This is a genomic window from Streptococcus sp. 2100 (assembly GCF_013276335.1).
Lineage (GTDB): Bacteria > Bacillota > Bacilli > Lactobacillales > Streptococcaceae > Streptococcus > Streptococcus pseudopneumoniae.
Window position 1 is genome coordinate 1 of sequence record NZ_VMKV01000047.1, and the last position, 24043, is coordinate 24043.

Sequence of the window (24043 nt, forward strand, 5' to 3'; positions counted from 1 at the left end):
TTTTCATTGAGTATAAAATCCTAACAAACTCAATACTTTAGTAGTCTGATATGCCAATCTCATGAGGTCTTTTTATCATTTTCCATCATATCCTGACGCAAATGTCTACTGATGTCTCTCATCAGTTTCATTTCTAATAAATGAAAATCAAACTCGGAAGCTCACCGTAGCTTGCTCAAAACACAGCAAGGCAAAGCTGAACTGACGTAAAAATATTTTCGAAGAGTGTCATCATCAATTTCAGACCATTTTTTATAATAACCATTTTATTTTTATCTGTCAAGGTCTTTGAATTCTTTCTTAACAAACCGCTTACAACCTCTACTTTTGAAGGCTCTATTTTTCCCTACTGGCAATACTTGAGACGATACAGCTCCCTGATAATAAGCTGACCAAGATTAGTCACAAGCAACTCTCCTTTCTCAATTACACTAAATTGCTTTCCTTCCTCTGGGAAAAGTCCTCCACTCTACTTATTCACTTAGAAAAAACGCATAATATCAAGTGCTGAAAAAACTGATAGGATGCATTTTATTGTGGGGATATTTACTTCATTTTATCTTGAAATTGATTTTTTCTCAGAATTCTAGCTTAGGTCATTTTTAAAATTCAAATTCCGCAAGCACATCCTGCCCGCTGGTGACTAATTTTGCTCCTTCTTGAATCAAATGGTGGCAACCGTCTGATAGTCCATCTAAAATGCTACCAGGTATAGCAAAGACATCGCGTCCTTCTTCCATTGCTCGCTCACAGGTAATGAGACTACCTGAGCGCATCTTGGCCTCTGCTACAATCACGCCACGGCAAAGTCCAGCAATGATGCGATTACGGGCAGGAAAATGAAATTTCAGAGGTTGTTCACCAGGTCCATATTCACTGAGAACCAGATGATCATTTCCAATATAGTCTTGCAAACGTTTATTGGCTTTAGGATAAAATACATCCAGACCTGTTCCAATCACTGCAATGGTTTTTCCGCCATTCTGAAGAACTGCCATATGAGCTGCTGTGTCAATGCCCTTGGCCAGACCACTGACGATAACCAGTTCATTTTCCAAGCCTTGAATGACTTTTTCAACTGATTTAGCTCCCTGTTTGCTACAAGCACGACTGCCCACGACCGCTACCTTCGGGAATTTCAGGAGGTCAAGATTTCCCTTGTAAAATAAAAGCACGGGCGCATCGTATATTTCACTCAAATCCCAAGGATAACAGTCATCTAAAATAGAGAAAGATGGAAATTTTTGAAACTCTTTCTCCAAATGCGCATCGTCTATCTGAAAATAACGCTCCATAAAAACAGCTGGATTTCGGCAACCTGATATATCTGCAATATCACCTAACAACAGTTCTTGATCGACATTTTCACCATATTCTAGGACATTCAAAATCTGTTGATTGGTCAAACCTGATTTTTTTAACTTATAGATTTCATAGTTTGTGATTTTCATAAATAACTCCATTTCTTTTTCTACTCATCTATCTATTCGTAAAAAAATCAAAAAACATCCGACTATTTTAGTCAGATGTTGGAATCTTTAATTTTCGTTTTTAAGAATTTCTTCTAATTTATGATAGTCTTGGACACTATCGATCTCATAGATGCTATTGCCTTCTAATTCTTCAACATAGACATCTAGCTCTTTGATGTTATCCTTAACCATATTGTCCCAGTAGAGATCAACAAATTCGCCACTTGCATAGGCCTTATCGATAAAGCTGACAATCTTTTCTGCAGTTGGAGCATCCCAGAAGGATACACCACTAAGGATACGACCTGCCTTGCTATCAACAATAATGTCTTGAACCTTGTAGTCATCTCCATAGACCAAGAACCATTCGTTGGTACAATCTTCACGATAAACACTAAAATAAGTCGAACGTGTCAAATCATTACGGAACATATTTTTAAAGAGATAATTGTCAGCATCAATAACATAGCTGTTAGCCAATTCTTCTTTTACAAGATAGAGAGAGTAAAAGTTATTGTAGTCAGCGTATTTATCATTGAAAACGAGACGAACACCATATTTTTCTTTCAAGTAATCGAATTGTTCTTTAAGGTAACCAACGATGATGATGATATCATGGATCCCTTTTTCTTTTAGAAACTCAATTTGGTATTCAATCAAAGGTTTTTGATTAACCTGAACCAAGGCTTTAGGGGTATTTTCAGTCATAGGACGCAAGCGAGTTCCCAATCCCGCTGCTAAGATAATGGCTTTCACACGAATCTCCTTTATTCTTTAATAATAATATAAACTCCAGCAATGACGACAAGTGACGTCATAATGGTCAGCATATCTAGTGGTGCACCTAAGAAAACAACTGCAAATAAGACAGTCCAAACAACATAGCTCACATTCAAGCCTGTAGCCTTGGCTGGTTTCAAGCGATTGATAGCGATATAATAAGCCAAGTAGGAAATCATATCAAAGGCTGCAAAAACAATCATGAGACCTAGCAATTGTCCATTGGCTACTGCAGTAAATGACTGATGAGAGAAGAGCACAATCACAAGATAGGACAAGAATGAAGTTACTTGACGGATTAAGAGGGCTTCGATTTCACTCAATTCACTTTCCATGGCAAAAGAGCTAAGAACACTCTCACTTCCCCATGCAATAGCACAAACTAAAGCACAAAGAATCCCAATGTAGAAAGAATTAACCTGTTCAACCTTATAAGTTTGAGCAATAATCCCTCCAATAATCAAGACAATCCCAAACACAGTATTTTTCGAAATCTTGTGCTTCAAAAAGAAGAAAGCCAATAAAACTGAAATCGCAGGGTAAATAGCCGATACAGATGAAGCTAAGGAACTTCCGATATACTTAACTGCGTAAAGATTGGCCTGCATACCGATAGGGCCTGCTAGCAAGGCTCCGATGATCACACTGACATTGCGAATATTTAAGAAAATTGAAAGGCGAACTTTCCCTTCTTTTACCAAAAGAAAAGCTAGTAAGATAAAGATGCTCAAAAAATCATGAGCTGCAGCCACAACAAAGGGCGACAAATCTGTAAAAATTGAAAAGATGTAAGCACTAATTGTTAGACCTAAACCCCAGAAAATACCTGAGAGTAGACCAAAAGGAACTCCGTTTTTACTTTTCATCTGAACCTCCATAAGAAGTCAAACCTTTAACAGCTCTTTGATAACGATTCACACCATAGTCACCAAAATCTGCACCTTGCTCTTCCTTATAGACAGTCCATAGACTCCAAATAGTGTCTTGTAAAATTTTATAAATGGCAATCTTTTCACGAGAAACCGGTGTTTGGTCACTCTCATAGTGAGACAAGAAGGCTTCTTCCTCCTGGGTAGTGAATTCAGACTCTAAAAAGAGGGCAGCCAGATCCCACATTGGATTATTCATTGATGAATATTCCCAGTCAATCAGATAAAGTCGTCCTTGTGGTGATTCGATAAAGTTTTCAGGCACCAAATCGATATGACAAGATTTTCTGTCAACACCTAAGTCAGCCAGTCTTTTCTCTAAAGAAAAGACTTCTTCTCGAACAGCTTCATAGTTGGCATAAGGGATTTTCTCTTCAATCAAGGATTCGTATTTTTTGATTTCCTCAAAAGGAGCAAATTCTCCTCTTAATTCCTTACCAGAAGCATGAATGGTTTGTAATATTGGAGCAATTTTATCAAATTTGGTCTTGATTGACCTTGAATCAAGTGTAATCGCAGATTCGATATACTCATTTACTTTGATACCAGCTTCAATATCAAAAAGATAATTTTTTACATCTAAGTCTAAATCCTTTAGTAGTTCAAGATTGTACTTTTCATCTTGTCGATTGATAAGCTTTTCTGTCCCTTTACCAAAGAATTTAACAATGTATTGCTTATTTGTTGTTTTGACCAAATAGTTTTGATTGGTCATTCCCCCCAGTTGTTCAACACTGAGGACTTCCTCTTCTTGACTAAGTAGGGAAGAAATTTTCTCTTTAATGATTTTCTCCACAATTAACCTCCAGCACTTATACTTCCCACTTAAACACGGTTTTAAAGGCTGTGTTTAAGTCGGTCGCAAAGACACGGTGAATATCTTTAATTTCTCTTACAGGTTCTTCTAGATAAAGGATATTTTTAAGACGATTGGCAAATTTCTTAACTTCCATCATTTGGATTGCATTTTCAAAATCGATGCGACCAGAACGAGAGGACCCAACCAAGAGCAAGCCCTTTTCTAAGGCATCGCGAGTATTGAGATTGACTTTATATTCGCTAACTCCCATCATGAGAATCGTTCCTTGAGGACGAATGTAGCGAATCAGGTCATTTATAGCCGGTCCAGTACCATTACCACCACAACACTCAAAAGCATGGTCAAAGGCCAAATCTTCAGGAATATTATCCGTAATATAGCATTCTTTGGCAAAAGAGAAAAGTTCCAACTTTTCCCAATGACGACCAATAACCACAATCTCTGCTTCTGGCAAAGTATAGTTGATAATATTGGCAACCACAAATGCTAAACTTCCATCTCCGATAACGGCGATTCGGTCCCGCTTGCTATGAGCAAGGGTCAATAGACGATTCATGGCATGCATGCCAACACTGACAAACTCTGTAATGGCTGCAACCGTATCTTCGATAGCATCATAAGCCACCACACGATCTTTAGGGAGAGAAACAAACTCTCTCATAAAGCCATCAAAACCACTAGACAAGAAATGGGTCCCTGTCATGTAGTTCTCATAGAATTCTTCATCGCTCTGCATAGAAGGCTGATTGGGAATCATGACAACTTTTTGCCCAACCTCATAGGTTCCCGTCGGGTCAGAAATGATGGTTCCACATGACTCGTGAATCATTGCCATTGGAAGCTTTTTATTCAAAATCTTGGGGTCACGTTTTCCCTGGTAGTAACGCTGATCCGCATGACAGACAGCCATATAGTTAGGGCGGATGAGGATATGATTCTCTTGGTCAATAGCCTCTTCCTGATATTTGACATTGATAAACTTAGGCTTAGTTAGTTGATAAATTTGATTAATCATTTTACTAGTCTTTCTCAATCATACTTTTTGCAATCTTCAAATCTGTTACTGTTGTGATTTTTAGGTTTGAGTATTCGCCCTTAGCCAAGGCCACATCTTTTCCTTTGATCACAAAGATTTTACATGCATCTGTCAAGATTTCCTTCTCTTCAGCAGAGAGAGAACCGTAAAGGTCCATGAAGTCCTTGCAACGGAATGTTTGAGGTGTTTGTCCTTGATAAAGGTGAGCACGATTTGGAATATCTGTAATGAATTGACCATTGGTACTTTCAACGATAGTATCAACCGCTTCTACCACTGTGTCCACTGCGTCATGATTTTGGGCAAGTTGGATATTGTCCTGAATCATGCGAAGTGTAATAAATGGACGAACAGAATCGTGGGTAACAACAATGTCCTCTGGAGTAAGCGGACGATAAGCATCAATAGCTTCAATGATTTTCTCAATACTCGTATTACGGTCAGCACCACCCTTTGTAATGATGATACGATCCTTATGAAGAGGAAGATATTTATCTACAAGATCTTCTGCATGAGAAACCCAGTCTCCATGAACCCCAACTACAATTTTTTCAATACTTGGTTCCAAGACAAATTTTTCAATTGTATGAATCAAAATAGGTCGATCACCTAGCTCTAAAAATTGTTTTGGCAAGTTACTGATTCCCATGCGTGTGCCAGTTCCACCAGCAAGAATTCCTGCATAAATCATCTATTTTCTCCTTTGTCTTACTAAAAAAACTTATTCTCTCTATTATACCACAATCTAGTCCTATCATGAAAGAAATACCGGCCCTCCCGTTCTAGAATAGAAGGATTAAGGAGTTCTATTATTCAAAGAAACTAGTCCATTTCTAGTAATGACCAGGAATTCTGTAGTCATTGCTAATAAATGGCTGTGAAATTTTAGAGTTCTTCAGAATAATATAGTTTTCTTAAAGAAAACTTAAAAGTAAGCTTTGAAACTTCAAAGTGATTACTTGACTTATACTCAATGAAAGTCATAACCACCCGTGAAAACGGGTGGCTTGTACACCGGCTATAAGCCGTTTCTCTCCAGCGGCGTCTAAAGACGCTCGCTGAACTTCGTTCAGGTCGTGCTATATTACTTGACTAATGCCCGTCACAACGGGCTTTTACCTTGTTCTAAATCCGCCATCAGAAAACGGATCTTCATATTCTTTTACACTCAGCTTATCGAGTGCAATGTCATTCTTTTCCTGCTCGCGAATATATTTAGCTACGGTCTTTTCGTTTAGTCCAACGGTACTTACATAGTATCCCCTAGCCCAGAACTTTCGATTTCCATACTTATATTTTAAATTAACGTGCTTATCAAATATCATCAATGCACTTTTGCTCTTGAGATACCCCATAAAATCGGAAATCGAAAGTTTGGGAGGTATCAATACAAGCAGGTGTACATGGTCTGGCATCATATGACCTTCGATAATCTCCACGCCACGACAACCGCATAGATGTTTAATAATATCTATCAAATCCGACCTGACTTTGTAATATATCGCCTTATGGCGATACTTAGGTGTAAAAACTATATGATATTTGCACATCCATTTAGTATGTGATAAACTGTAACTGGTTTTAGCCATTTATTTTTCCTCCTTTATCTAACCTGAACAATTAGATTATACTTGGAAAAATAAATGGAAGCTAGAAGCCTTGTCAGCCACCAGCATAGCTGGTGGTTTTCTTGTTTTTCTCTACGAGAAAAACTGGCTTGAATCCATAATCAAAAAGCAAACTAGGAAGCTAGCCGTAAGCTGTACTTGAGTACGGTAAGGCGACGCTGACGTGGTTTGAATTTGATTTTCGAAGAGTATTACTGCCCTTCATTTCTTATTAGCTGACTTTATGATATAATGAAAAACGAGGTAAATTGAATGAAAAGTATAAAATTAAATGCTCTATCTTACATGGGAATTCGTGTCTTGAATATTATTTTTCCCATCTTAACTGGAACCTACGTCGCGCGTGTCTTGGACCGAACTGACTATGGTTACTTCAACTCAGTCGACACTATTTTGTCATTTTTCTTACCCTTTGCGACTTATGGGGTCTATAACTACGGTTTACGAGCCATCAGTAATGTCAAGGATAACAAAAAAGATCTGAATAGAACCTTCTCCAGTCTTTTTTATTTGTGCATAGCTTGTACAATTTTGACCACTGCGGTCTATATCCTAGCCTATCCTCTCTTCTTTACAGATAATCCAATCGTCAAAAAGGTCTACCTTGTTATGGGGATTCAACTCATTGCCCAGATTTTTTCAATCGAATGGGTCAATGAAGCTCTGGAAAATTATAGTTTTCTCTTTTACAAAACTGCCTTCATCCGTATCCTGATGCTGGTCTCTATTTTCCTGTTTGTCAAAAATGAACACGATATTGTTGTCTATACACTTGTGATGAGTTTATCGACACTGATTAACTATCTGATTAGTTATTTTTGGATTAAAAGAGACATTAAGCTTGTTAAAATTCACATCAGTGATTTTAAACCGCTCTTTCTCCCTCTGACAGCCATGTTGGTCTTTGCTAATGCCAATATGCTCTTCACTTTTTTGGATCGTCTCTTCCTCGTTAAAACAGGGATTGATGTCAACGTTAGTTACTACACCATAGCTCAACGAATTGTGACCGTTATTGCTGGTGTTGTAACAGGAGCTATCGGAGTGAGTGTGCCTCGTCTTAGTTACTATCTAGGAAAAGGCGATAAGGAAGCCTATGTTTCTCTGGTTAATAGAGGTAGTCGAATCTTTAACTTCTTTATCATTCCACTGAGCTTTGGACTCATGGTTTTAGGACCAAATGCCATCCTACTTTACGGTAGTGAAAAATATATCGGAGGTGGCATCTTGACCTCTCTCTTCGCTTTTCGTACGATTATCCTGGCCTTAGATACCATTCTTGGTTCCCAAATTCTCTTTACCAATGGCTATGAAAAACGTATCACAGTCTATACAGTCTTTGCTGGGCTACTCAATTTGGGCTTAAATAGTCTCCTCTTTTTCAACCATATCGTGGCTCCTGAATACTACTTACTGACAACTATGTTATCAGAGGCCTCTCTACTTGTTTTCTATATCATTTTCATCCATAGAAAACAACTTATTCACTTGGGACATATCTTTAGCTATACTGTTCGATACTCTCTCTTTTCACTTTCTTTCGTAGGAATTTATTTCCTGATCAATTTCTTGTATCCTGTGGATATGGTCATTAATTTGCCATTTTTGATGAATACTGGTTTGATTGTCTTGCTATCAGCTATCTCTTATATTGGTCTACTTGTCTTCACAAAAGATAGCATTTTCTATGAATTTTTAAACCATGTCCTAGCCTTAAAAAATAAATTCAAAAGATCATAGGAGTTTAAAATGAAACAACTAACCATTGAAGATGCCAAACAAATTGAATTAGAAATTTTGGATTATATTGATACTCTCTGTAAAAAGCACAATATCAACTATATTATTAACTACGGTACTCTGATTGGGGCGGTTCGACATCAAGGCTTTATTCCTTGGGACGACGATATTGATCTGTCCATGCCTAGAGAAGACTACCAACGATTTATTAACATTTTTCAAAAGGAAAAAAGCAAGTATAAGCTCCTTTCCTTAGAAACTGATAAGAACTACTTTAACAACTTTATCAAGATAACCGACAGTACGACTAAAATTATTGATACTCGAAATACAAAAACCTATGAGTCTGGTATCTTTATCGATATTTTCCCTATAGATCGCTTTGATGATCCTAAGGTCATTGATACTTGTTATAAACTGGAAAGCTTCAAACTGCTGTCTTTCAGTAAACATAAAAATATTGTCTATAAGGATAGCCTTTTAAAAGATTGGATACGAACAGCCTTTTGGTTGCTCCTTCGACCGGTTTCTCCTCGTTATTTCGCACATAAAATCGAGAAAGAAATTCAAAAATATAGTCGTGAAAATGGTCAGTATATGGCTTTTATCCCTTCTAAATTTAAGGAAAAGGAAGTCTTCCCAAGTGGTACCTTCGATAAAATAATTGATTTACCCTTTGAAAATTTAAGCCTTCCAGCACCTGAAAAATTTGATACTATTTTGACACAATTTTATGGAGATTATATGACCCTACCACCAGCAGAAAAACGCTTCTACAGTCATGAATTTCACGCTTATAAATTGGAGGATTAGGATGCAATATTTAGAAAAAAAAGAAATTAAAGAAATTCAACTAGCTCTGCTAGACTATATTGATGAGACTTGTAAGAAACATGATATTCCTTATTTTCTCAGTTATGGAACCATGCTTGGAGCCATCCGCCACAAAGGTATGATTCCTTGGGATGATGATATTGATATTTCCCTTTATCGTGAGGATTATGAGCGTTTACTGAAGATTATTGAAGAAGAAAATCACCCTCGCTACAAGGTTCTTTCCTACGATACATCTTCTTGGTACTTCCATAATTTCGCATCGATTTTGGACACTTCTACTGTTATAGAAGACCATGTTAAGTACAAGCGTCATGATACCAGCCTTTTCATCGATGTCTTCCCAATTGATCGATTTACAGACTTGAGCATTGTCGACAAGAGCTATAAGTATGTGGCTCTTCGTCAACTAGCTTATATCAAAAAATCACGAGCAGTTCACGGTGATAGCAAATTAAAAGATTTTCTTAGATTATGTAGCTGGTATGCCCTCCGAGTGGTCAATCCCCGTTACTTTTACAAGAAAATTGATCAGCTAGTCAAAAATGCTACAACCAACTCTCCTCAATATGAAGGAGGAATTGGGATCGGTAAGGAAGGGATGAAAGAAATCTTCCCAGTTGATACCTTTAAAGAACTGATTTTGACTGAGTTTGAAGGTCGTATGTTGCCTGTGCCAAAAAAATATGACCAATTTTTAACCCAGATGTATGGGGATTATATGACACCACCATCAAAAGAAATGCAAGAATGGTATAGTCATAGCATTAAAGCTTATCGTAAAAACTGATTGAGGGCGACCATACAAACTACTAAGATAGAGGTTATTCAAAAACATAATTTTAGTAGAAAATGAAGTAAATATTCCTACAATAAAACGCATAATATCAAGGTTTTCAACACCTGATATTATGCGTTTTATAATTTTAAAGACTTTTTTCTATAGTAGATTGAAATAAGATACGAACAAATCAATTAGAAAATTCAAATTAATTTCTAGAAATATTTTAGTATTCCTGTGTACTGTTCTAAATTCAGTCTGCTATATCTTATTTTTCTATTTAAATCGCTTCTGTAACAAAGCTACGACTTTCAAGTACCTTAAGCATGGCATTAGCTGTATCTAGCGCTGTGAAGAGGGGCACCCCGTGTTCAATGGCTGAACGGCGGATTTGCTCACCATCTTCGTCAGCAGTTCGTTTTGTTCCAACTGTGTTAATGATAGCTTGAATTCTTCCTTTACGAACAAAGTTTGGAATATCCTTATCGTCATCACCAATCTTACCAACAGGCTGAGCATGTAATCCATGACTGGCAAAGAAGGCTGCTGTCCCTTCTGTCGCGAGGATTCCATAGCCAATATTTTGAAAACGACGAGCCAAGTCCAAGGCTTCTTCTTTGGCATCATCAGCGATGGTAAATACAACATTTCCAAAGGTTGGCAAGTGGAGGTAAGAAGCTTCAAAAGCTTTATAGAGAGCTTTTTCCAAAGTAGTATCAGAACCCATAACTTCCCCTGTTGACTTCATTTCAGGACCAAGTAAGCTGTCTACCTTAGCTAGTTTGGTAAAGGAGAAGACAGGTGCCTTGATATGAACGCGAGTGCTTTCAGGGTAAAGTCCATCTTGGTAGCCAAGTTCTTCAAGTTTTTGACCAAGAATGAGCTTGGTCGCTACTTGAGCCATAGGAATATTAGTTACCTTAGAAAGGAATGGAACGGTACGGCTGGCACGTGGATTGACCTCAATAACGTAGACTTTTTCATCCTTGATAACAAACTGAATGTTCATCATTCCAAGACAGTTGAGGCCGATTGCTAGGCGTTTGGTGTAGTCTGCGATGGTTTCCTGCACCTTTTGAGACAAGGTTTGCGGAGGGTAAACAGCCATTGAGTCACCTGAGTGGACACCAGCACGTTCGATATGCTCCATGATACCTGGGATAAGGACATTTTCACCATCTGAGATGGCATCAACTTCGCACTCCTGACCAACGATATAAGAATCGACAAGAACTGGGTGGTCTGGACTAGCCTTAACCGCTGTACGCATGTAAGAACGAAGATCTTCTTCATTTTCTACGATTTCCATGGCGCGTCCACCAAGTACATAAGATGGGCGAACAAGGACTGGGAAACCAATCTTACGTGCTGCAAGAACTGCTTCTTCTTCATTGGTAGCCGTTTGTCCTGGTGGCTGTGGAATGTCCAGGTCTTTTAGAGCTTGCTCAAAGAGGTCACGGTCTTCAGCACGGTCTAGGTCAGCGACCTGTGTACCAAGGATGGTCACACCTGCTTTTGCCAATGGCTCCGCAAGGTTGATAGCTGTTTGACCACCGAACTGAACGATAACCCCTTTTGGTTGCTCCAAGTCGATGACATTCATAACATCTTCGAATGTCAATGGCTCAAAGTAAAGCTTGTCTGATACCGAGAAGTCTGTTGAAACAGTCTCTGGATTTGAGTTCATGATGATAGCTTCATAACCAGCTGCCTGGATAGCCTTAACTGAGTGAACCGTTGCATAGTCAAATTCGACCCCTTGACCGATACGGATTGGACCTGAACCTAGGACAAGTACAGATTCTTTATCAGATCTGATAGACTCATTTTCCCATCCATAGGTTGAATAGAAATATGGTGTTTCAGAATCAAACTCCGCAGCACAGGTATCGACCATCTTATAAACTGGAACAATCTTGTTTTCCAAGCGAAGTTGACGAAGTTGATCAGCAGTTGTTTTCCAAAGTTCCGCAATCTTACGGTCTGAGAAGCCATTAAGTTTAGCTGTTTTCAAGACTTCTAGATCTTGTGGATGAGCACCCAATTCCTGCTCAATTTCAAAGATATGTAGGAGTTTATCCAGATAAAAAATATCGATTTTTGTAAGCTCTGCAATTTCTTCAGGTGTGTAGCCACGACGAATTGCTTCTGATACGTAGAAGAGACGGTCATCTTGGGCTTTGACAACCTTTTCAATCAAGGCATCATCAGAAACTGCTGCAAGTTCAGGTATTTCATTGTGGTGCACCCCAATTTCAAGGGAGCGGCAGGCCTTGAGAAGAGATTCCTCGATATTACGACCGATTGCCATGACTTCTCCAGTCGCCTTCATTTGTGTACCGAGACGGCGTTCACCCTTTTCAAACTTGTCAAATGGGAAACGAGGAATCTTGGCAACCACGTAGTCAAGGGCTGGTTCAAACATGGCATAGGTTGAACCTGTAACTGGGTTGATGACCTCATCCAAGGTCAAACCTACTGCAATCTTAGCAGCCAATTTTGCAATCGGATACCCTGTCGCCTTAGATGCTAGGGCTGAAGAACGCGACACACGAGGGTTTACTTCGATGACATAATACTTGAAACTGTGTGGATCAAGGGCCAGCTGAACGTTACATCCCCCTTCAATCTTAAGGGCACGAATGATGCTCAAGCTCGCGTCACGTAGCATTTGGTTTTCATAGTCTGCCATGGTTTGCGCAGGAGCAAATACAATGGAATCTCCTGTGTGAATTCCGACTGGGTCAAAGTTTTCCATGTTACAAACAACCAAAGCATTGTCAGCTGAGTCACGCATCACTTCGTATTCGATTTCCTTGAAACCTGCAATCGAACGCTCAATCAAACATTGGGTCACAGGTGATAATTTCAAACCATTTTCAGCGATTTCACGCAATTCTTCCTCGTTGGCACACATACCACCACCAGTACCACCAAGGGTAAAGGCTGGACGAACGATAACTGGGTAACCAATTGTCGCTGCAAAGGCAACAGCTTCTTCGACTGTGTTGACAATTTCAGATTCTGGAATTGGTTGGTTGAGCTCTTCCATCAATTGTTTAAAGAGGTCACGGTCCTCCGCTTGATCAATGGCAGATAGTTTAGTACCCAGAAGTTCAACACCAAGCTCATCTAGGATACCATTTTTAGACAATTCCATGGCCATATTAAGCCCTGTTTGACCACCGAGTGTTGGTAGCAAGGCATCTGGACGCTCCTTACGAAGAATACGTGTCACAAACTCAAGTGTAATCGGTTCAATATAAACCTTGTCCGCAATCTCCTTGTCCGTCATGATGGTTGCAGGGTTTGAATTAACCAAAACCACCTCATAACCTTCCTCTTTCAAAGACAAGCAAGCCTGGGTCCCAGCGTAGTCAAACTCAGCAGCCTGACCAATAATAATCGGACCAGAACCAATCACCATAATTTTTTGAATATCAGTACGTTTAGGCATATATAAGATATTAAGGGCGTCAAGCGGACAAAGCTAAAATAGGAGTTATGACGAAGAACTGTCAGTTCTAGGAATAACTATCTTTTTAGCACCGTCCGTAGCCCGTATTCAGTTCAGCAAATACGGACCACCCTTCTCCTTTCTATTCGTCGCCTCACTGAGCGACATTAAATAAATTCTCCGACGATTTTTTAGCGAAACGATATTTTTCGGTAAAAAATCTAGTGCAGGGAGTTTTTAGTTCGCCTGATAGCGACTAAAAAAAACGACCTGCCTTTCTATTCGGCAACTCTCAGATTTCCATTAAATAAGATACAAAGGACGAATAGAAAGCGATTGAATTTTAGGAAACCAAGGAAGGATTGACAATCCAAGTTGGTTTCTCTAAATTCCGAGCTTTCCGTCCGTGTTCAGTTACATAAATTCTCCGACGAGCTTTTACTCATTCTTAGTTTGATTGTTTAAAAGCTTCCATCATCTCGATAAACTCGTCAAATAGGTAGCTAGCGTCGTGTGGACCAGGGGCTGCATCTGGATGGTATTGAACAGAGAAAGCAGGTTGGTATCTGTGACGCACACCTTCAACTGACTTGTCATTGATTTCTTCATGGGTGATAATCAAATGCTCTGGCAAATCCTCACGGCTAACTGCATAACCATGGTTTTGACTTGTAAAATCCACACGTCCTGTAGCAATTTCGCGTACCGCATGGTTGAATCCACGGTGTCCAAATTTCATCTTGTAAGTCTTAGCCCCGTTTGCCATTGCAAAGAGTTGATGCCCCATACAAATACCAAAGATTGGAATTTTTCCTTGCACACCACGAATCATGTCCAGTGCTTGTGGAACATCTTCTGGGTTACCTGGACCGTTTGACAACATAACTCCGTCAGGATTGAGATGGAGAATTTCTTCCGCCGTTGTTGAATAAGGAACAACCGTCACGTTACAGTTTCGCTTAGAAAGTTCACGTAGGATTGAGTGCTTGAGACCAAAGTCCACTAGCACCACGCTCAAACCAACTCCAGGAGCTGGATATGAAGTTTTAGTAGAAACCTGTTTGATATTGTCTGTCGGCAAGACTGTCGCTTGGAGCTGGTCCGTCACATGATCCATGCTGTCCCCAACATGGGTCAAGGTTGCACGCATGGTACCATGCTTACGGATAATCTTGGTAAGTGCACGCGTATCAATTCCTGAAATACCTGGAATTTTCTTGGCTTTCAAAAATTCATCCAAGGTCATTTGATTGCGCCAGTTGCTTGCTCTACGTGCTTCTTCAAAAACAACAACTCCCTTACAAGTTGGAATAATGGATTCGTAATCATCACGGTTAATTCCATAATTTCCCACCAAAGGATAAGTAAAGGTCAAGATTTGTCCATTATAAGACTGGTCTGTAATGGATTCTTGGTAGCCAGTCATCCCTGTATTAAAGACAATTTCACCAGTTACATCAATATCTGCTCCGAAGGCCTTACCTTCAAAAACTGTGCCATCTTCTAATACTAGAAGTCTTTTTATCATATTTTCACCTCTCGTGGACGCTCACTGGCGTCTTTTAACGTCTTGTGTTTTAGTTGGCATTTCTACTCGCCAGTACGGATTCTAAGATTGCCATTCGAACAAAGACACCATTGGTCATTTGTTGGGCAATCCGTGATTTTGGTGCTTCAACCAAGTAATCTGCGATTTCTACATCACGATTGACTGGAGCTGGGTGCATGAGGATTGCTGTTTCTTTCAAACGGTCATAACGTTCTTGAGTCAAGCCATGTTGGGCATGGTAGTCTTCTTTTGAAAAGACAGCTCCACTATTATGGCGTTCATGTTGCACACGGAGAAACATCATAACATCCACCTGATCAATAATTTCATCAATGGCTACAAACTGTCCATAGTCTGCAAACTCTTGACTTCTCCATTCCTCAGGTCCAGCAAAGTAAAGTTCAGCTCCCAAGCGTTTCAAAATCTGCATATTGGATTTGGCAACGCGTGAGTGGTCCAAGTCACCTGCAATCGCAACCTTGAGACCCTCAAAGTGACCAAATTCCTCATAAATAGTCATCAAATCAAGCAAACTCTGGCTAGGGTGTTGACCCGAACCGTCTCCACCATTGATAATGGAAGTCGTAATCGTGGGACTTGCAATCAATTTTCTGTAATAGTCGACCTCTGGGTGGCGAATCACACAGACATCCACTCCTAAAGCAGACAGAGTCAAAATGGTATCATAAAGTGTTTCACCCTTATTGACTGAACTAGTCTTCACATCAAAGTCAAGTCGTTCCAATCCCAATTTAATCTCTGCCACTTCAAAGGACTTATGCGTCCGTGTAGAATCCTCAAAGAAAAGATTGGAAACAATCGGATGGTCTTCATAGGGAAGCTGGGCTCCATTTTTAAACTCAATTCCTCGCTTGATCAATTTCATGACTTGATCGACAGTGAGGTCTTCCATGGACACCACATGGTTCAATGCTTGTTGATTTTCTGACATGGCTACTCCTTTAGCTTTCTAAGCTTCTTCAGTAATCAGAACTCTGTCTTGGCCATCAAGTTCTGCCATCTCTACGATGATTTCTTCAGAACGACTGGTTGGGATATTCTTCCCAACGTAATCTGGACGGATTGGCAATTCTCTATGTCCACGATCGACTAGAACTGCTAAACTTACGCGCGCAGGACGACCATGACCTACAATATTATCAATAGCAGCACGGATGGTACGACCTGTATAAAGCACATCGTCCACCAAGATAACTTCGCGGTCTGTCACATCGACAGAAACCAAAGAAGTATCTTCTCCACTTTTAACATCATCACGGAAGGGTTTAGTATCCAATTCCACAACCGGAACTGAAAGGTTTTCTAGTTGCTCCAAACGTTCTTGGATACGATGGGCGATAAAGACACCGCGAGTTTTAATACCAGCCAAGACGATTTTATTCAAATCTTTGTTGCGTTCAATAATCTCATAAGTAATACGCGTAATCGCTCGTTTGACGGTCAATTCGTCTACAACTTCTTTTGTCTTCATGACAAACCTCCAAAAAGAAAAGTCTCCTTAAACAAGGAGACTTGAAATGTATAGCTAAGCAAGCCCTACTGCACACAGTATAGACTTCACCCTTCTACTTTATCGCGCTCCTTGCCTGCCTCACGGGACAAGTTTAAAGGAATATTTAGTTATCAATTACTATAGCACAAAGTAAGCTTAAAATCAAGCAAAAACTTTCGATTTTCCATCTTACAAATTGCTAAAATCATATAACTGTGGGTACTGGTCACACTCTGGATTTTTAGGATGACAAATGGCTCTTCCAAAATAAATCATGGCCTGATGAGCTGCTAACCACTGCTCAGGCGGCAAGATATCCATAACCCGCTTTTCCACCTCAAGTGGTGTCGCTGATTTTTTGACGATATCGTGGTGTTTGCAAATACGCTCCACATGAGTATCCACTGCAAAGGCTGGAATCCCAAATCCTACACTCATAACAACATTGGCTGTCTTGCGACCAACACCTGCCAAACTCTCCAATTCCTCACGTGTTTGAGGGACTTGACCATCAAAATCGTCTAGTAACTGTTGGGCACATTTTTTAAGGAATTTAGCCTTATTTCGATACAGTCCCAGTCGAGAAATGTGTGAAGCAATCTCACTCTCTGTTGCAACAGACATGGCTTGTGGCGTTGGAAAGGCAGCAAAGAGGCCTGGCGTAGCCTTATTTACCGCTGCATCCGTCGTCTGGGCTGACAACATGACCGCAACCAAGAGTTCAAAATGATTAGTGAAATCAAGACTGGGCTTGGCATCTGGAAAAAGAGCAATGATTTCTTCTAGCACCTTTCGTGCTCGTTTTTTTGACAAAACCATTATTCGTCTCCATCAAATAGTCCTTGTAAACCAGCAAAAGGACTGTTTTCTTCTTTCTTAACTGCTTGTTGAGCTTGGTATTCTTCTTCTGTCATGATTTGCCAGTCATTTCCTGAAACAAATCCTTGGCCAGCTTCTTCTTCAGCCGTCAAGACCTTGATAGGAATGTTTAGTAGGATATTGTCTGACACGCTCTCAGCAAGGTCAAGTTCTCCATTTTCGATAGGCAGGACCAAGTCATCGTCTAAAACTTCCTGATCTAGTTGGTTAGTTGCACCTTCCATGAAAACTTCCGTTACTGGATAAGATTCAACTAACTCAACTGGCTCCATACTACGACTTGAAGCAAGAACAATGGTATAAGATAGTTGATAATCTAAGAAATACATACGGTTTTCGTACTGTACTTTCCCAACTGCAAGGATATTTTTTACATCTAAAATTTCTTGATTACGTGCACGCAGGTCTGCGACTAGGTCTAACGTTTGTTCAAAATGCAAGCCTTCAGACTGCTTGCGTATCTCTTGAATATTTAATTTCATACTTCCTCCATAAAGATTTACTCTCTTGATTATACCATGAAAAGCCTACAAATCAACCCACCAAACTTTGTAATTAACATTCAAGTTTTTAATATGTCCACTATGATATTTTGTTTTTTAGTGCTATACTACATCAGAGCAAGGAGGATGCCCCTATGGAAGACAAAGAACTCGGTACTAATGCTTATCACTCGTATTTTAGAGCTTGGAATTTCCAGTTTTCTGTTGACAAAATTTCCTTAAAAGTATAGTATAAAGATACCAATACTCGGAGGTAAGGGAGACATGAACAACTAAGCCTATCAAATAAAAAACCTTTATTTAGTAGATCTTGTTTTTGTCTCTTTTTGTGTACTCTTTTATGCTCTTTTTCTGGCATTTTATACTCAATGAAAATCAAAGAGCAAACTAGGAANNTACGGTAAGGCGACGCTGACGTGGTTTGAAGAGATTTTCGAAGAGTATTAATAGAGTTTTTTTGACATAGACTTTGGGCTCTACTAGGTAAAGTAGAGCTTTTTGTTATGTAGTATCAACATTCTAGAAAGGGCAATCATATGATAAAAATCAATCACCTGACCATCACACAAAACAAAGATTTACGAGACCTTGTCTCTGACCTCAGCATGACCATCCAAGACAGGGAAAAGGTCGCTATTATTGGTGAAGAAGGAAATGGCAAATCCACCTTACTTAAAATTTTAATGGGGGAAACTTTGCCTGATTTCACTATCGGGGGAGACATTCAATCTGATTATCAATCAATAGCCTACATTCCTCAAAAACTTCCTGAGGACCTGAAAAATAGAACTCTACACGACTACTTCTTTTTAGATACTATTGATTTAGATTACAGTGTCCTCTATCGTTTAGCTGAGGAATTGCATTTTGATAGCAATCGTTTCGCAAGCGACCAAGAGATTGGTAGTCTATCAGGGGGTGAAGCTTTGAAAATTCAGCTCATCCATGAGTTAGCCAAACCTTTTGAGATTCTATTTTTAGATGAACCTTCAAATGACTTGGATCTTGAGACGGTTGATTGGCTAAAAGGTCAAATGCGCAAGATTCGGCAAACCGTTATTTTCATTTCCCATGATGAGGACTTTCTTTCTGAAACGACAGACACTATTGTTCACTTGCGACTGGTCAAGCACCGTAAAGAAGCAGAAACACTAGTAGAGCATTTAGACTATGATAGTTATAGTGAGCAGAGAAAGGCTAATTTTGCCAGACAAACCCAGCAAGCAGCCAACGACCAAAGAGCCTACGATAAAACCATGGAAAAACATCAACGAGTTAAACAAAATGTAGAAACTGCTCTTCGAGCTACCAAAGACAGTACTGCCGGTCGCCTATTGGCTAAAAAGATGAAAACTGTCCTCTCACAAGAAAAACGCTACGAAAGAGCAGCTCAGGCCATGACCCAAAAGCCACTTGAAGAGGAAGAAATCAGACTTTTCTTCTCAGATATACAGCCATTACCTACTTCTAAAGTCTTAATCCAACTGGAAAAAGAAAATTTATCCATTGGCGAGCGAATTTTGGTGCAAGAACTACAATTAACTGTCCGTGGCCAAGAAAAAATCGGTATTATAGGGCCAAATGGTATTGGAAAATCGACCCTATTAGCCAAGTTACAGCAACTTTTTAATGCTAAAAGAGAGATTTCGCTTGGTTATATGCCACAAGATTACCAGCAAAAACTGCAATTGGATTTATCACCAATAGCCTATCTAAGTAAAACTGGGGAAAAAGAGGAACTACAAAAAATCCAATCTCACTTAGCCAGTCTCAATTTCAGTTATCCAGAAATGCAGCATCAAATTCGCTTCTTATCTGGCGGACAACAAGGAAAACTCCTGCTTTTGGATTTAGTCTTGCGCAAACCAAACTTTCTCCTGCTAGATGAACCCACACGAAACTTTTCTCCAACTTCTCAACCCGAAATTAGAAAACTCTTTGCCACTTATCCTGGTGGTCTCATCACTGTTTCGCATGACCGTTGTTTCTTAAAAGAGATCTGTTCAATCATCTATCGCTTAACAGAACACGGTTTGGAGGTAGTTAATTTTCAAGATTTATAAATTTTCAACATCGCAAATATGTGGGGCAAAAACACAATTTTAGGAGAAAAAGAAGTAAATCTTCCCATAATAAAACGCATAATATCAAGTTTTCACACCTGATATTATGCGTTTTTCAGATTTTAAAGACTTTTTCCAGCCTTCATTTTACATATGTTTTAAACGTTCAATCCGTTCTGAGATAGGTGGGTGGGTATAAAAGAGTTTTTTGAACCCTCCCCCTTTCTTAGGATCATTGATATAAAGTGCACTGCTAGCATCATCGACGTGGCGACTCATAGGTTTGCTATTGTCCAACTTATCTAGGGCATTAATCATTCCCTGGGGATTGCGAGTCAGCTCGACACTAGATGCATCTGCCAGAAATTCCCTCTGACGAGAAATAGCGAGCTGAACCAAGGTTGCAGCGAGAGGTGCCAGTACAATAGCTAGTAGGGAAACCACTAGCATAATGATTTCAAGACCATTTCCATCTCGGTCATCATCACTTCGTCTGCGACCTGCTCCACCCCACCACATCATACGACCTGCCATACCAGAAAGCATGGTGATAGCACTAGCAAGGGCAACTGCAATAGTCGAAATACGGATATCATAATTACGAATATGACTGACTTCATGTCCCATAACAGCTTCTAGTTCTTCACGATTCATGATAGCTAGTAGACCTGAAGTCGCAGCAACCGCCGCATTTTGAGGGTTAGAACCTGTCGCAAAGGCATTTAAGGCTGGATCATCAATGATGAAAACACGGGGCATAGGAATCTGAGCGACCATAGCCATATCTTCCACTACGTGGTAGAAATCTGGTGCCGTTTGTTCATCAATCTCACGCGCCCCGTTCATGGACATGACAATCTCTGTTGATTGAAAAATCATGGACAAGGCATAGATAAAGCCGATAATCAGTGCGATAACCAAACCACCAATCCCAGACCGCATAAAGAGGTAACCAACCGCATAACCAACAAGAGCTAAGAGTAGGAAAAATACCAGCAACAAAATCCACGTTTTTCGTTTATTGCTTGCAATTTGATCAAACAACATCTTAGTCACCTAAACCGCTAAAATCAACTTTAGGAACTACCTTTTCCTCTTCTGGTGTTTGAAGGAAATCTGCTTCTTTAAATCCAAACATTCCAGCGATAATATTGCTTGGGAAAGTTTCTAATTTTACATTGTAGTTGCTGACAACACTGTTATAAAGTTGACGAGAGTAAGAAATTTTATTTTCTGTGTTTGTCAACTCCTCTTGCAATTTAACAAAGTTGGCACTAGCTTTCAAATCTGGATAGCTTTCTGCAACTGCAAAAATACCTGAAACCTGACGAGTGAGGGCATCACTAGCTTTCATAGCTTCTGCTGGTGAAGTCGCTGCTGCCACTTGGTTACGTAGTTCTGCTACCTTTTCAAGGGTAGAACCTTCATATTTAGCATAACCTTTTACAGTTTCAATCAAGTTTGGCAAGAGGTCATTTCGACGTTTCAACTGAACATCAATCTGGCTCCAAGCCTCCTTTGTTTGCATACGATTTTTAACCAAACCGTTATAGCTAACAATCACAAAAATAACAATAAGAGCTAAAACTCCAAGAATAATCCAAGTCATGATATAAGTCCTTTCTGCTTTTAGATTAGTACCAGTATATCAAATTTTTAATGATTGTGGTAAAATAAGATGATACTAAAGAAGGAAATAACTATGAAACCAGAAACATTTTACAACTTGCTTGCCGAGCAAAATCTTCCACTTTCGGACCAGCAAAAAAAACAATTTGATCGTTATTTTGAACTCTTGGTTGAGTGGAATGAAAAGATTAATTTAACAGCTATTACGGACAAGGAAGAAGTTTATCTCAAACATTTTTACGATTCGATTGCACCCATTCTTCAAGGCTTGATTCCCAATGAAACTATCAAATTGCTTGATATTGGAGCTGGGGCAGGATTTCCTAGTCTGCCGATGAAAATCCTCTATCCTCAGTTAGATGTGACCATCATTGATTCGCTCAATAAACGTATCAACTTCCTGCAACTTTTGGCTCAAGAATTGGATTTGAACGGAGTTCATTTCTACCACGGACGTGCCGAAGATTTTGCCCAAGACAAGAACTTCCGTGCTCAATATGATTTTGTAACAGCTCGTGCGGTTGCCCGCATGCAGGTTTTATCTGAATTGACAATTCCTTACCTTAAAGTTGGCGGAAAACTATTGGCACTCAAGGCCAGCAATGCCCCTGAGGAATTATTAGAAGCTAAGAATGCCCTCAACCTCCTCTTCAGTAAAGTCGAAGACAATCTCAGCTACGCCCTACCAAATGGAGATCCGCGTTATATGACAGTTGTAGAAAAGAAAAAAGAAACGCCAAATAAATATCCACGTAAGGCTGGTATGCCAAATAAACGCCCACTTTAATCTTTTTAGTAAAAAAATATTTACAAAATCAACCTCGCTCTTTTATTTTTAGGCTCGGGAAAAAATGATTTACAAAATCAACCTCGCTCTCTTATTTTTAGGCTCGGGAAAAAATGATTTACAAAATCATTTTTTTCTGCTATACTATCCTAAGCAAAGGTTTTTAATGTCATCCCGTGAGGTGACGAAGACACAGAAATACTTGAAACTCTTTAAAGTTTAGATTTTAGAGAAGTCTTACTCTGAGGGCCTATTGCTGTAAAATAATGGGCTCTTTTTTGATGCCCAAAAGTGAGGTTTATATGAAACAAGAATCAACTGTTGATTTGTTACTAGACGTTGACCAACGTCCTTCGGCTGGAAAAGGAATTCTCCTTAGCTTCCAACACGTTTTCGCCATGTTTGGTGCGACCATCTTGGTACCCTTGATTTTGGGAATGCCTGTATCTGTTGCCCTTTTTGCTTCAGGTGTTGGAACACTCATCTACATGATTTCAACTGGTTTTAAAGTTCCAGTTTATCTAGGTTCTTCATTTGCTTTTATCACAGCTATGTCACTGGCTATGAAAGAAATGGGTGGGGATGTATCTGCTGCTCAAACAGGGGTTATCTTGACTGGTTTGGTCTATGTCCTTGTTGCTACCAGCATCCGATTTGTAGGAACAAAATGGATTGATAAACTCTTGCCACCAATCATCATCGGACCTATGATCATCGTTATCGGTCTTGGACTTGCAGGTTCAGCTGTTACCAACGCTGGTCTTGTAGCTGATGGGAATTGGAAAAATGCTCTTGTAGCAGTTGTTACTTTCTTGATTGCTGCCTTTATCAATACAAAGGGAAAAGGATTCCTACGAATCATTCCATTTCTCTTTGCCATTATCGGTGGTTACCTCTTCGCACTAACTCTTGGCTTGGTTGACTTTACACCAGTTCTTAAAGCTAACTGGTTTGAAATTCCTGGTTTCTACTTGCCATTTAACACAGGTGGTGCCTTTAAAGAATACAATCTTTACTTTGGTCCAGAAGCCATCGCTATCTTGCCAATCGCTATCGTAACAATTTCTGAACATATCGGAGACCATACTGTTTTGGGTCAAATCTGTGACCGTCAATTCTTAAAAGAACCAGGTCTCCACCGTACTCTTCTTGGTGACGGTATCGCAACTTCTGTTTCTGCCTTCCTTGGTGGACCAGCCAATACAACTTACGGAGAAAATACAGGGGTTATCGGTATGACTCGTATCGCTTCTGTCTCAGTTATCCGTAACGCTGCCTTCATCGCGATTGCCCTCAGCTTCCTTGGTAAATTCACTGCCTTGATTTCAACTATTCCAAACGCTGTACTTGGTGGTATGTCAATCCTTCTCTATGGGGTTATCGCCAGCAATGGTTTGAAAGTCTTGATTAAAGAACGTGTTGATTTCGCTCAAATGCGAAACCTCATCATCGCAAGTGCTATGTTGGTTCTTGGACTTGGAGGAGCTGTCCTTAAACTTGGTCCAGTTACACTTTCAGGTACTGCTCTTTCAGCCATGACAGGAATCATCTTGAACTTGATCTTGCCATACGAAAATAAAGACTAATACTCTTCGAAAATCTCTTCAAACCACGTCAACGTCGACTTGCCGTAGATATATGTA

Annotated in this window: 21 protein-coding genes; 6 read left to right on the forward strand and 15 right to left on the reverse strand. The window is 39.6% G+C overall.

What is annotated here, in order from left to right:
• Positions 1–602 precede the first annotated feature (602 nt).
• The 7 genes from dprA to tnpA all read right to left on the reverse strand — a co-directional run bounded on the left by dprA (position 603) and on the right by tnpA (position 6626).
• Positions 603–1451, reverse strand: a complete 849-nt coding sequence (gene dprA, locus HT669_RS07515; protein ID WP_031222470.1) for a DNA-processing protein DprA — start codon at positions 1449–1451, stop codon at positions 603–605.
• A gap of 87 nt (positions 1452–1538) precedes the next feature.
• The gene (locus HT669_RS07520) at positions 1539–2228 is read right to left on the reverse strand and encodes a CTP--phosphocholine cytidylyltransferase (RefSeq protein WP_020902399.1); all 690 of its coding nucleotides are present in this window, start codon (positions 2226–2228) and stop codon (positions 1539–1541) included.
• An 11-nt stretch (positions 2229–2239) separates the two neighbouring features.
• Positions 2240–3118: a DMT family transporter gene (locus tag HT669_RS07525; RefSeq protein WP_023938621.1), complete on the reverse strand. Its 879-nt coding sequence runs from the start codon at positions 3116–3118 to the stop codon at positions 2240–2242.
• On the reverse strand, positions 3108–3977 hold the full coding sequence (licA, locus tag HT669_RS07530; protein ID WP_023938622.1) for a choline kinase LicA: 870 nt from the start codon (positions 3975–3977) through the stop codon (positions 3108–3110). The genes HT669_RS07525 and licA overlap by 11 nt, the downstream gene beginning before the upstream one ends.
• A gap of 16 nt (positions 3978–3993) precedes the next feature.
• A complete protein-coding gene (locus HT669_RS07535) occupies positions 3994–5016 on the reverse strand; it encodes a ribitol-5-phosphate dehydrogenase (protein WP_000609870.1) in 1023 nt (340 codons plus the stop codon).
• Between the two features lie 4 nt (positions 5017–5020).
• Entirely contained in the window at positions 5021–5728 is a 708-nt protein-coding gene (locus HT669_RS07540; RefSeq protein ID WP_000638489.1) for a 2-C-methyl-D-erythritol 4-phosphate cytidylyltransferase, read from the reverse strand.
• Between the two features lie 424 nt (positions 5729–6152).
• Positions 6153–6626 carry an IS200/IS605 family transposase gene (gene tnpA / locus HT669_RS07545; RefSeq protein ID WP_172933672.1) on the reverse strand — a complete coding sequence of 158 codons (474 nt, stop codon included), beginning with the start codon at positions 6624–6626 and terminating at the stop codon, positions 6153–6155.
• Between the two features lie 291 nt (positions 6627–6917).
• On the opposite strand from tnpA, the gene tacF reads away from it, so the two are divergent.
• From tacF to HT669_RS07560, 3 genes are read left to right on the forward strand one after another with little or no spacing between them, the layout of a single operon-like run.
• A complete protein-coding gene (tacF, locus tag HT669_RS07550) occupies positions 6918–8405 on the forward strand; it encodes a type IV teichoic acid flippase TacF (RefSeq protein WP_000835909.1) in 1488 nt (495 codons plus the stop codon).
• A 9-nt stretch (positions 8406–8414) separates the two neighbouring features.
• Complete coding sequence (locus tag HT669_RS07555; RefSeq protein WP_000811884.1) at positions 8415–9218, forward strand: phosphorylcholine transferase LicD; 804 nt, start codon at positions 8415–8417, stop codon at positions 9216–9218.
• A gap of 1 nt (position 9219) precedes the next feature.
• The gene (locus HT669_RS07560; RefSeq protein ID WP_001199655.1) at positions 9220–10029 is read left to right on the forward strand and encodes a phosphorylcholine transferase LicD; all 810 of its coding nucleotides are present in this window, start codon (positions 9220–9222) and stop codon (positions 10027–10029) included.
• Between the two features lie 271 nt (positions 10030–10300).
• Here the strand turns inward: HT669_RS07560 and carB are convergent, their stop codons facing one another.
• The 6 genes from carB to HT669_RS07590 form a co-directional block, all read right to left on the reverse strand.
• Positions 10301–13477 (reverse strand): carbamoyl-phosphate synthase large subunit, encoded by a 3177-nt coding sequence (carB, locus tag HT669_RS07565; RefSeq protein ID WP_101514528.1) that lies wholly within the window; start codon positions 13475–13477, stop codon positions 10301–10303.
• A gap of 448 nt (positions 13478–13925) precedes the next feature.
• Positions 13926–15005 carry a carbamoyl phosphate synthase small subunit gene (locus tag HT669_RS07570; protein WP_000595946.1) on the reverse strand — a complete coding sequence of 360 codons (1080 nt, stop codon included), beginning with the start codon at positions 15003–15005 and terminating at the stop codon, positions 13926–13928.
• A gap of 49 nt (positions 15006–15054) precedes the next feature.
• On the reverse strand, positions 15055–15978 hold the full coding sequence (locus HT669_RS07575) for an aspartate carbamoyltransferase catalytic subunit (RefSeq protein ID WP_101514526.1): 924 nt from the start codon (positions 15976–15978) through the stop codon (positions 15055–15057).
• Between the two features lie 18 nt (positions 15979–15996).
• Positions 15997–16518 (reverse strand): bifunctional pyr operon transcriptional regulator/uracil phosphoribosyltransferase PyrR, encoded by a 522-nt coding sequence (pyrR, locus tag HT669_RS07580; RefSeq protein ID WP_000850023.1) that lies wholly within the window; start codon positions 16516–16518, stop codon positions 15997–15999.
• A gap of 210 nt (positions 16519–16728) precedes the next feature.
• On the reverse strand, positions 16729–17358 hold the full coding sequence (gene nth / locus HT669_RS07585) for an endonuclease III (RefSeq protein ID WP_000244443.1): 630 nt from the start codon (positions 17356–17358) through the stop codon (positions 16729–16731).
• Positions 17358–17900, reverse strand: a complete 543-nt coding sequence (locus HT669_RS07590) for a DUF177 domain-containing protein (RefSeq protein ID WP_023936535.1) — start codon at positions 17898–17900, stop codon at positions 17358–17360. The genes nth and HT669_RS07590 overlap by 1 nt, the downstream gene beginning before the upstream one ends.
• 557 nt (positions 17901–18457) lie before the next feature.
• On the opposite strand from HT669_RS07590, the gene HT669_RS07595 reads away from it, so the two are divergent.
• Positions 18458–19984 carry an ATP-binding cassette domain-containing protein gene (locus HT669_RS07595; RefSeq protein WP_172933673.1) on the forward strand — a complete coding sequence of 509 codons (1527 nt, stop codon included), beginning with the start codon at positions 18458–18460 and terminating at the stop codon, positions 19982–19984.
• Positions 19985–20131: 147 nt separating this feature from the next.
• On the opposite strand, the gene htpX is transcribed toward HT669_RS07595, so the two are convergent.
• On the reverse strand, positions 20132–21031 hold the full coding sequence (gene htpX, locus HT669_RS07600; protein WP_023934415.1) for a zinc metalloprotease HtpX: 900 nt from the start codon (positions 21029–21031) through the stop codon (positions 20132–20134).
• Position 21032: 1 nt separating this feature from the next.
• Positions 21033–21593, reverse strand: a complete 561-nt coding sequence (locus HT669_RS07605) for a LemA family protein (protein WP_023936539.1) — start codon at positions 21591–21593, stop codon at positions 21033–21035.
• A 93-nt stretch (positions 21594–21686) separates the two neighbouring features.
• Between HT669_RS07605 and rsmG the strand changes: the two genes are divergently transcribed.
• Together rsmG and HT669_RS07615 are read left to right on the forward strand one after the other, a co-directional pair.
• Complete coding sequence (rsmG, locus tag HT669_RS07610) at positions 21687–22400, forward strand: 16S rRNA (guanine(527)-N(7))-methyltransferase RsmG (protein WP_023936541.1); 714 nt, start codon at positions 21687–21689, stop codon at positions 22398–22400.
• A gap of 302 nt (positions 22401–22702) precedes the next feature.
• The gene (locus HT669_RS07615; protein ID WP_050208611.1) at positions 22703–23986 is read left to right on the forward strand and encodes a solute carrier family 23 protein; all 1284 of its coding nucleotides are present in this window, start codon (positions 22703–22705) and stop codon (positions 23984–23986) included.
• The last annotated feature ends 57 nt before the right edge of the window (positions 23987–24043 follow it).

Bases quoted from the DNA above. Each gene is read 5' to 3' on its own strand.
- dprA (WP_031222470.1), bottom strand. From the start codon at position 1,451: ATGAAAATCACAAACTATGAAATCTATAAGTTAAAAAAATCAGGTTTG.
- HT669_RS07525 (WP_023938621.1), bottom strand. From the start codon at position 3,118: ATGAAAAGTAAAAACGGAGTTCCTTTTGGTCTACTCTCAGGTATTTTC.
- HT669_RS07535 (WP_000609870.1), bottom strand. From the start codon at position 5,016: ATGATTAATCAAATTTATCAACTAACTAAGCCTAAGTTTATCAATGTC.
- HT669_RS07540 (WP_000638489.1), bottom strand. From the start codon at position 5,728: ATGATTTATGCAGGAATTCTTGCTGGTGGAACTGGCACACGCATGGGA.
- tnpA (WP_172933672.1), bottom strand. From the start codon at position 6,626: ATGGCTAAAACCAGTTACAGTTTATCACATACTAAATGGATGTGCAAA.
- tacF (WP_000835909.1), top strand. From the start codon at position 6,918: ATGAAAAGTATAAAATTAAATGCTCTATCTTACATGGGAATTCGTGTC.
- HT669_RS07555 (WP_000811884.1), top strand. From the start codon at position 8,415: ATGAAACAACTAACCATTGAAGATGCCAAACAAATTGAATTAGAAATT.
- HT669_RS07560 (WP_001199655.1), top strand. From the start codon at position 9,220: ATGCAATATTTAGAAAAAAAAGAAATTAAAGAAATTCAACTAGCTCTG.
- carB (WP_101514528.1), bottom strand. From the start codon at position 13,477: ATGCCTAAACGTACTGATATTCAAAAAATTATGGTGATTGGTTCTGGT.
- HT669_RS07570 (WP_000595946.1), bottom strand. From the start codon at position 15,005: ATGATAAAAAGACTTCTAGTATTAGAAGATGGCACAGTTTTTGAAGGT.
- HT669_RS07575 (WP_101514526.1), bottom strand. From the start codon at position 15,978: ATGTCAGAAAATCAACAAGCATTGAACCATGTGGTGTCCATGGAAGAC.
- pyrR (WP_000850023.1), bottom strand. From the start codon at position 16,518: ATGAAGACAAAAGAAGTTGTAGACGAATTGACCGTCAAACGAGCGATT.
- nth (WP_000244443.1), bottom strand. From the start codon at position 17,358: ATGGTTTTGTCAAAAAAACGAGCACGAAAGGTGCTAGAAGAAATCATT.
- HT669_RS07590 (WP_023936535.1), bottom strand. From the start codon at position 17,900: ATGAAATTAAATATTCAAGAGATACGCAAGCAGTCTGAAGGCTTGCAT.
- HT669_RS07595 (WP_172933673.1), top strand. From the start codon at position 18,458: ATGATAAAAATCAATCACCTGACCATCACACAAAACAAAGATTTACGA.
- htpX (WP_023934415.1), bottom strand. From the start codon at position 21,031: ATGTTGTTTGATCAAATTGCAAGCAATAAACGAAAAACGTGGATTTTG.
- HT669_RS07605 (WP_023936539.1), bottom strand. From the start codon at position 21,593: ATGACTTGGATTATTCTTGGAGTTTTAGCTCTTATTGTTATTTTTGTG.
- rsmG (WP_023936541.1), top strand. From the start codon at position 21,687: ATGAAACCAGAAACATTTTACAACTTGCTTGCCGAGCAAAATCTTCCA.
- HT669_RS07615 (WP_050208611.1), top strand. From the start codon at position 22,703: ATGAAACAAGAATCAACTGTTGATTTGTTACTAGACGTTGACCAACGT.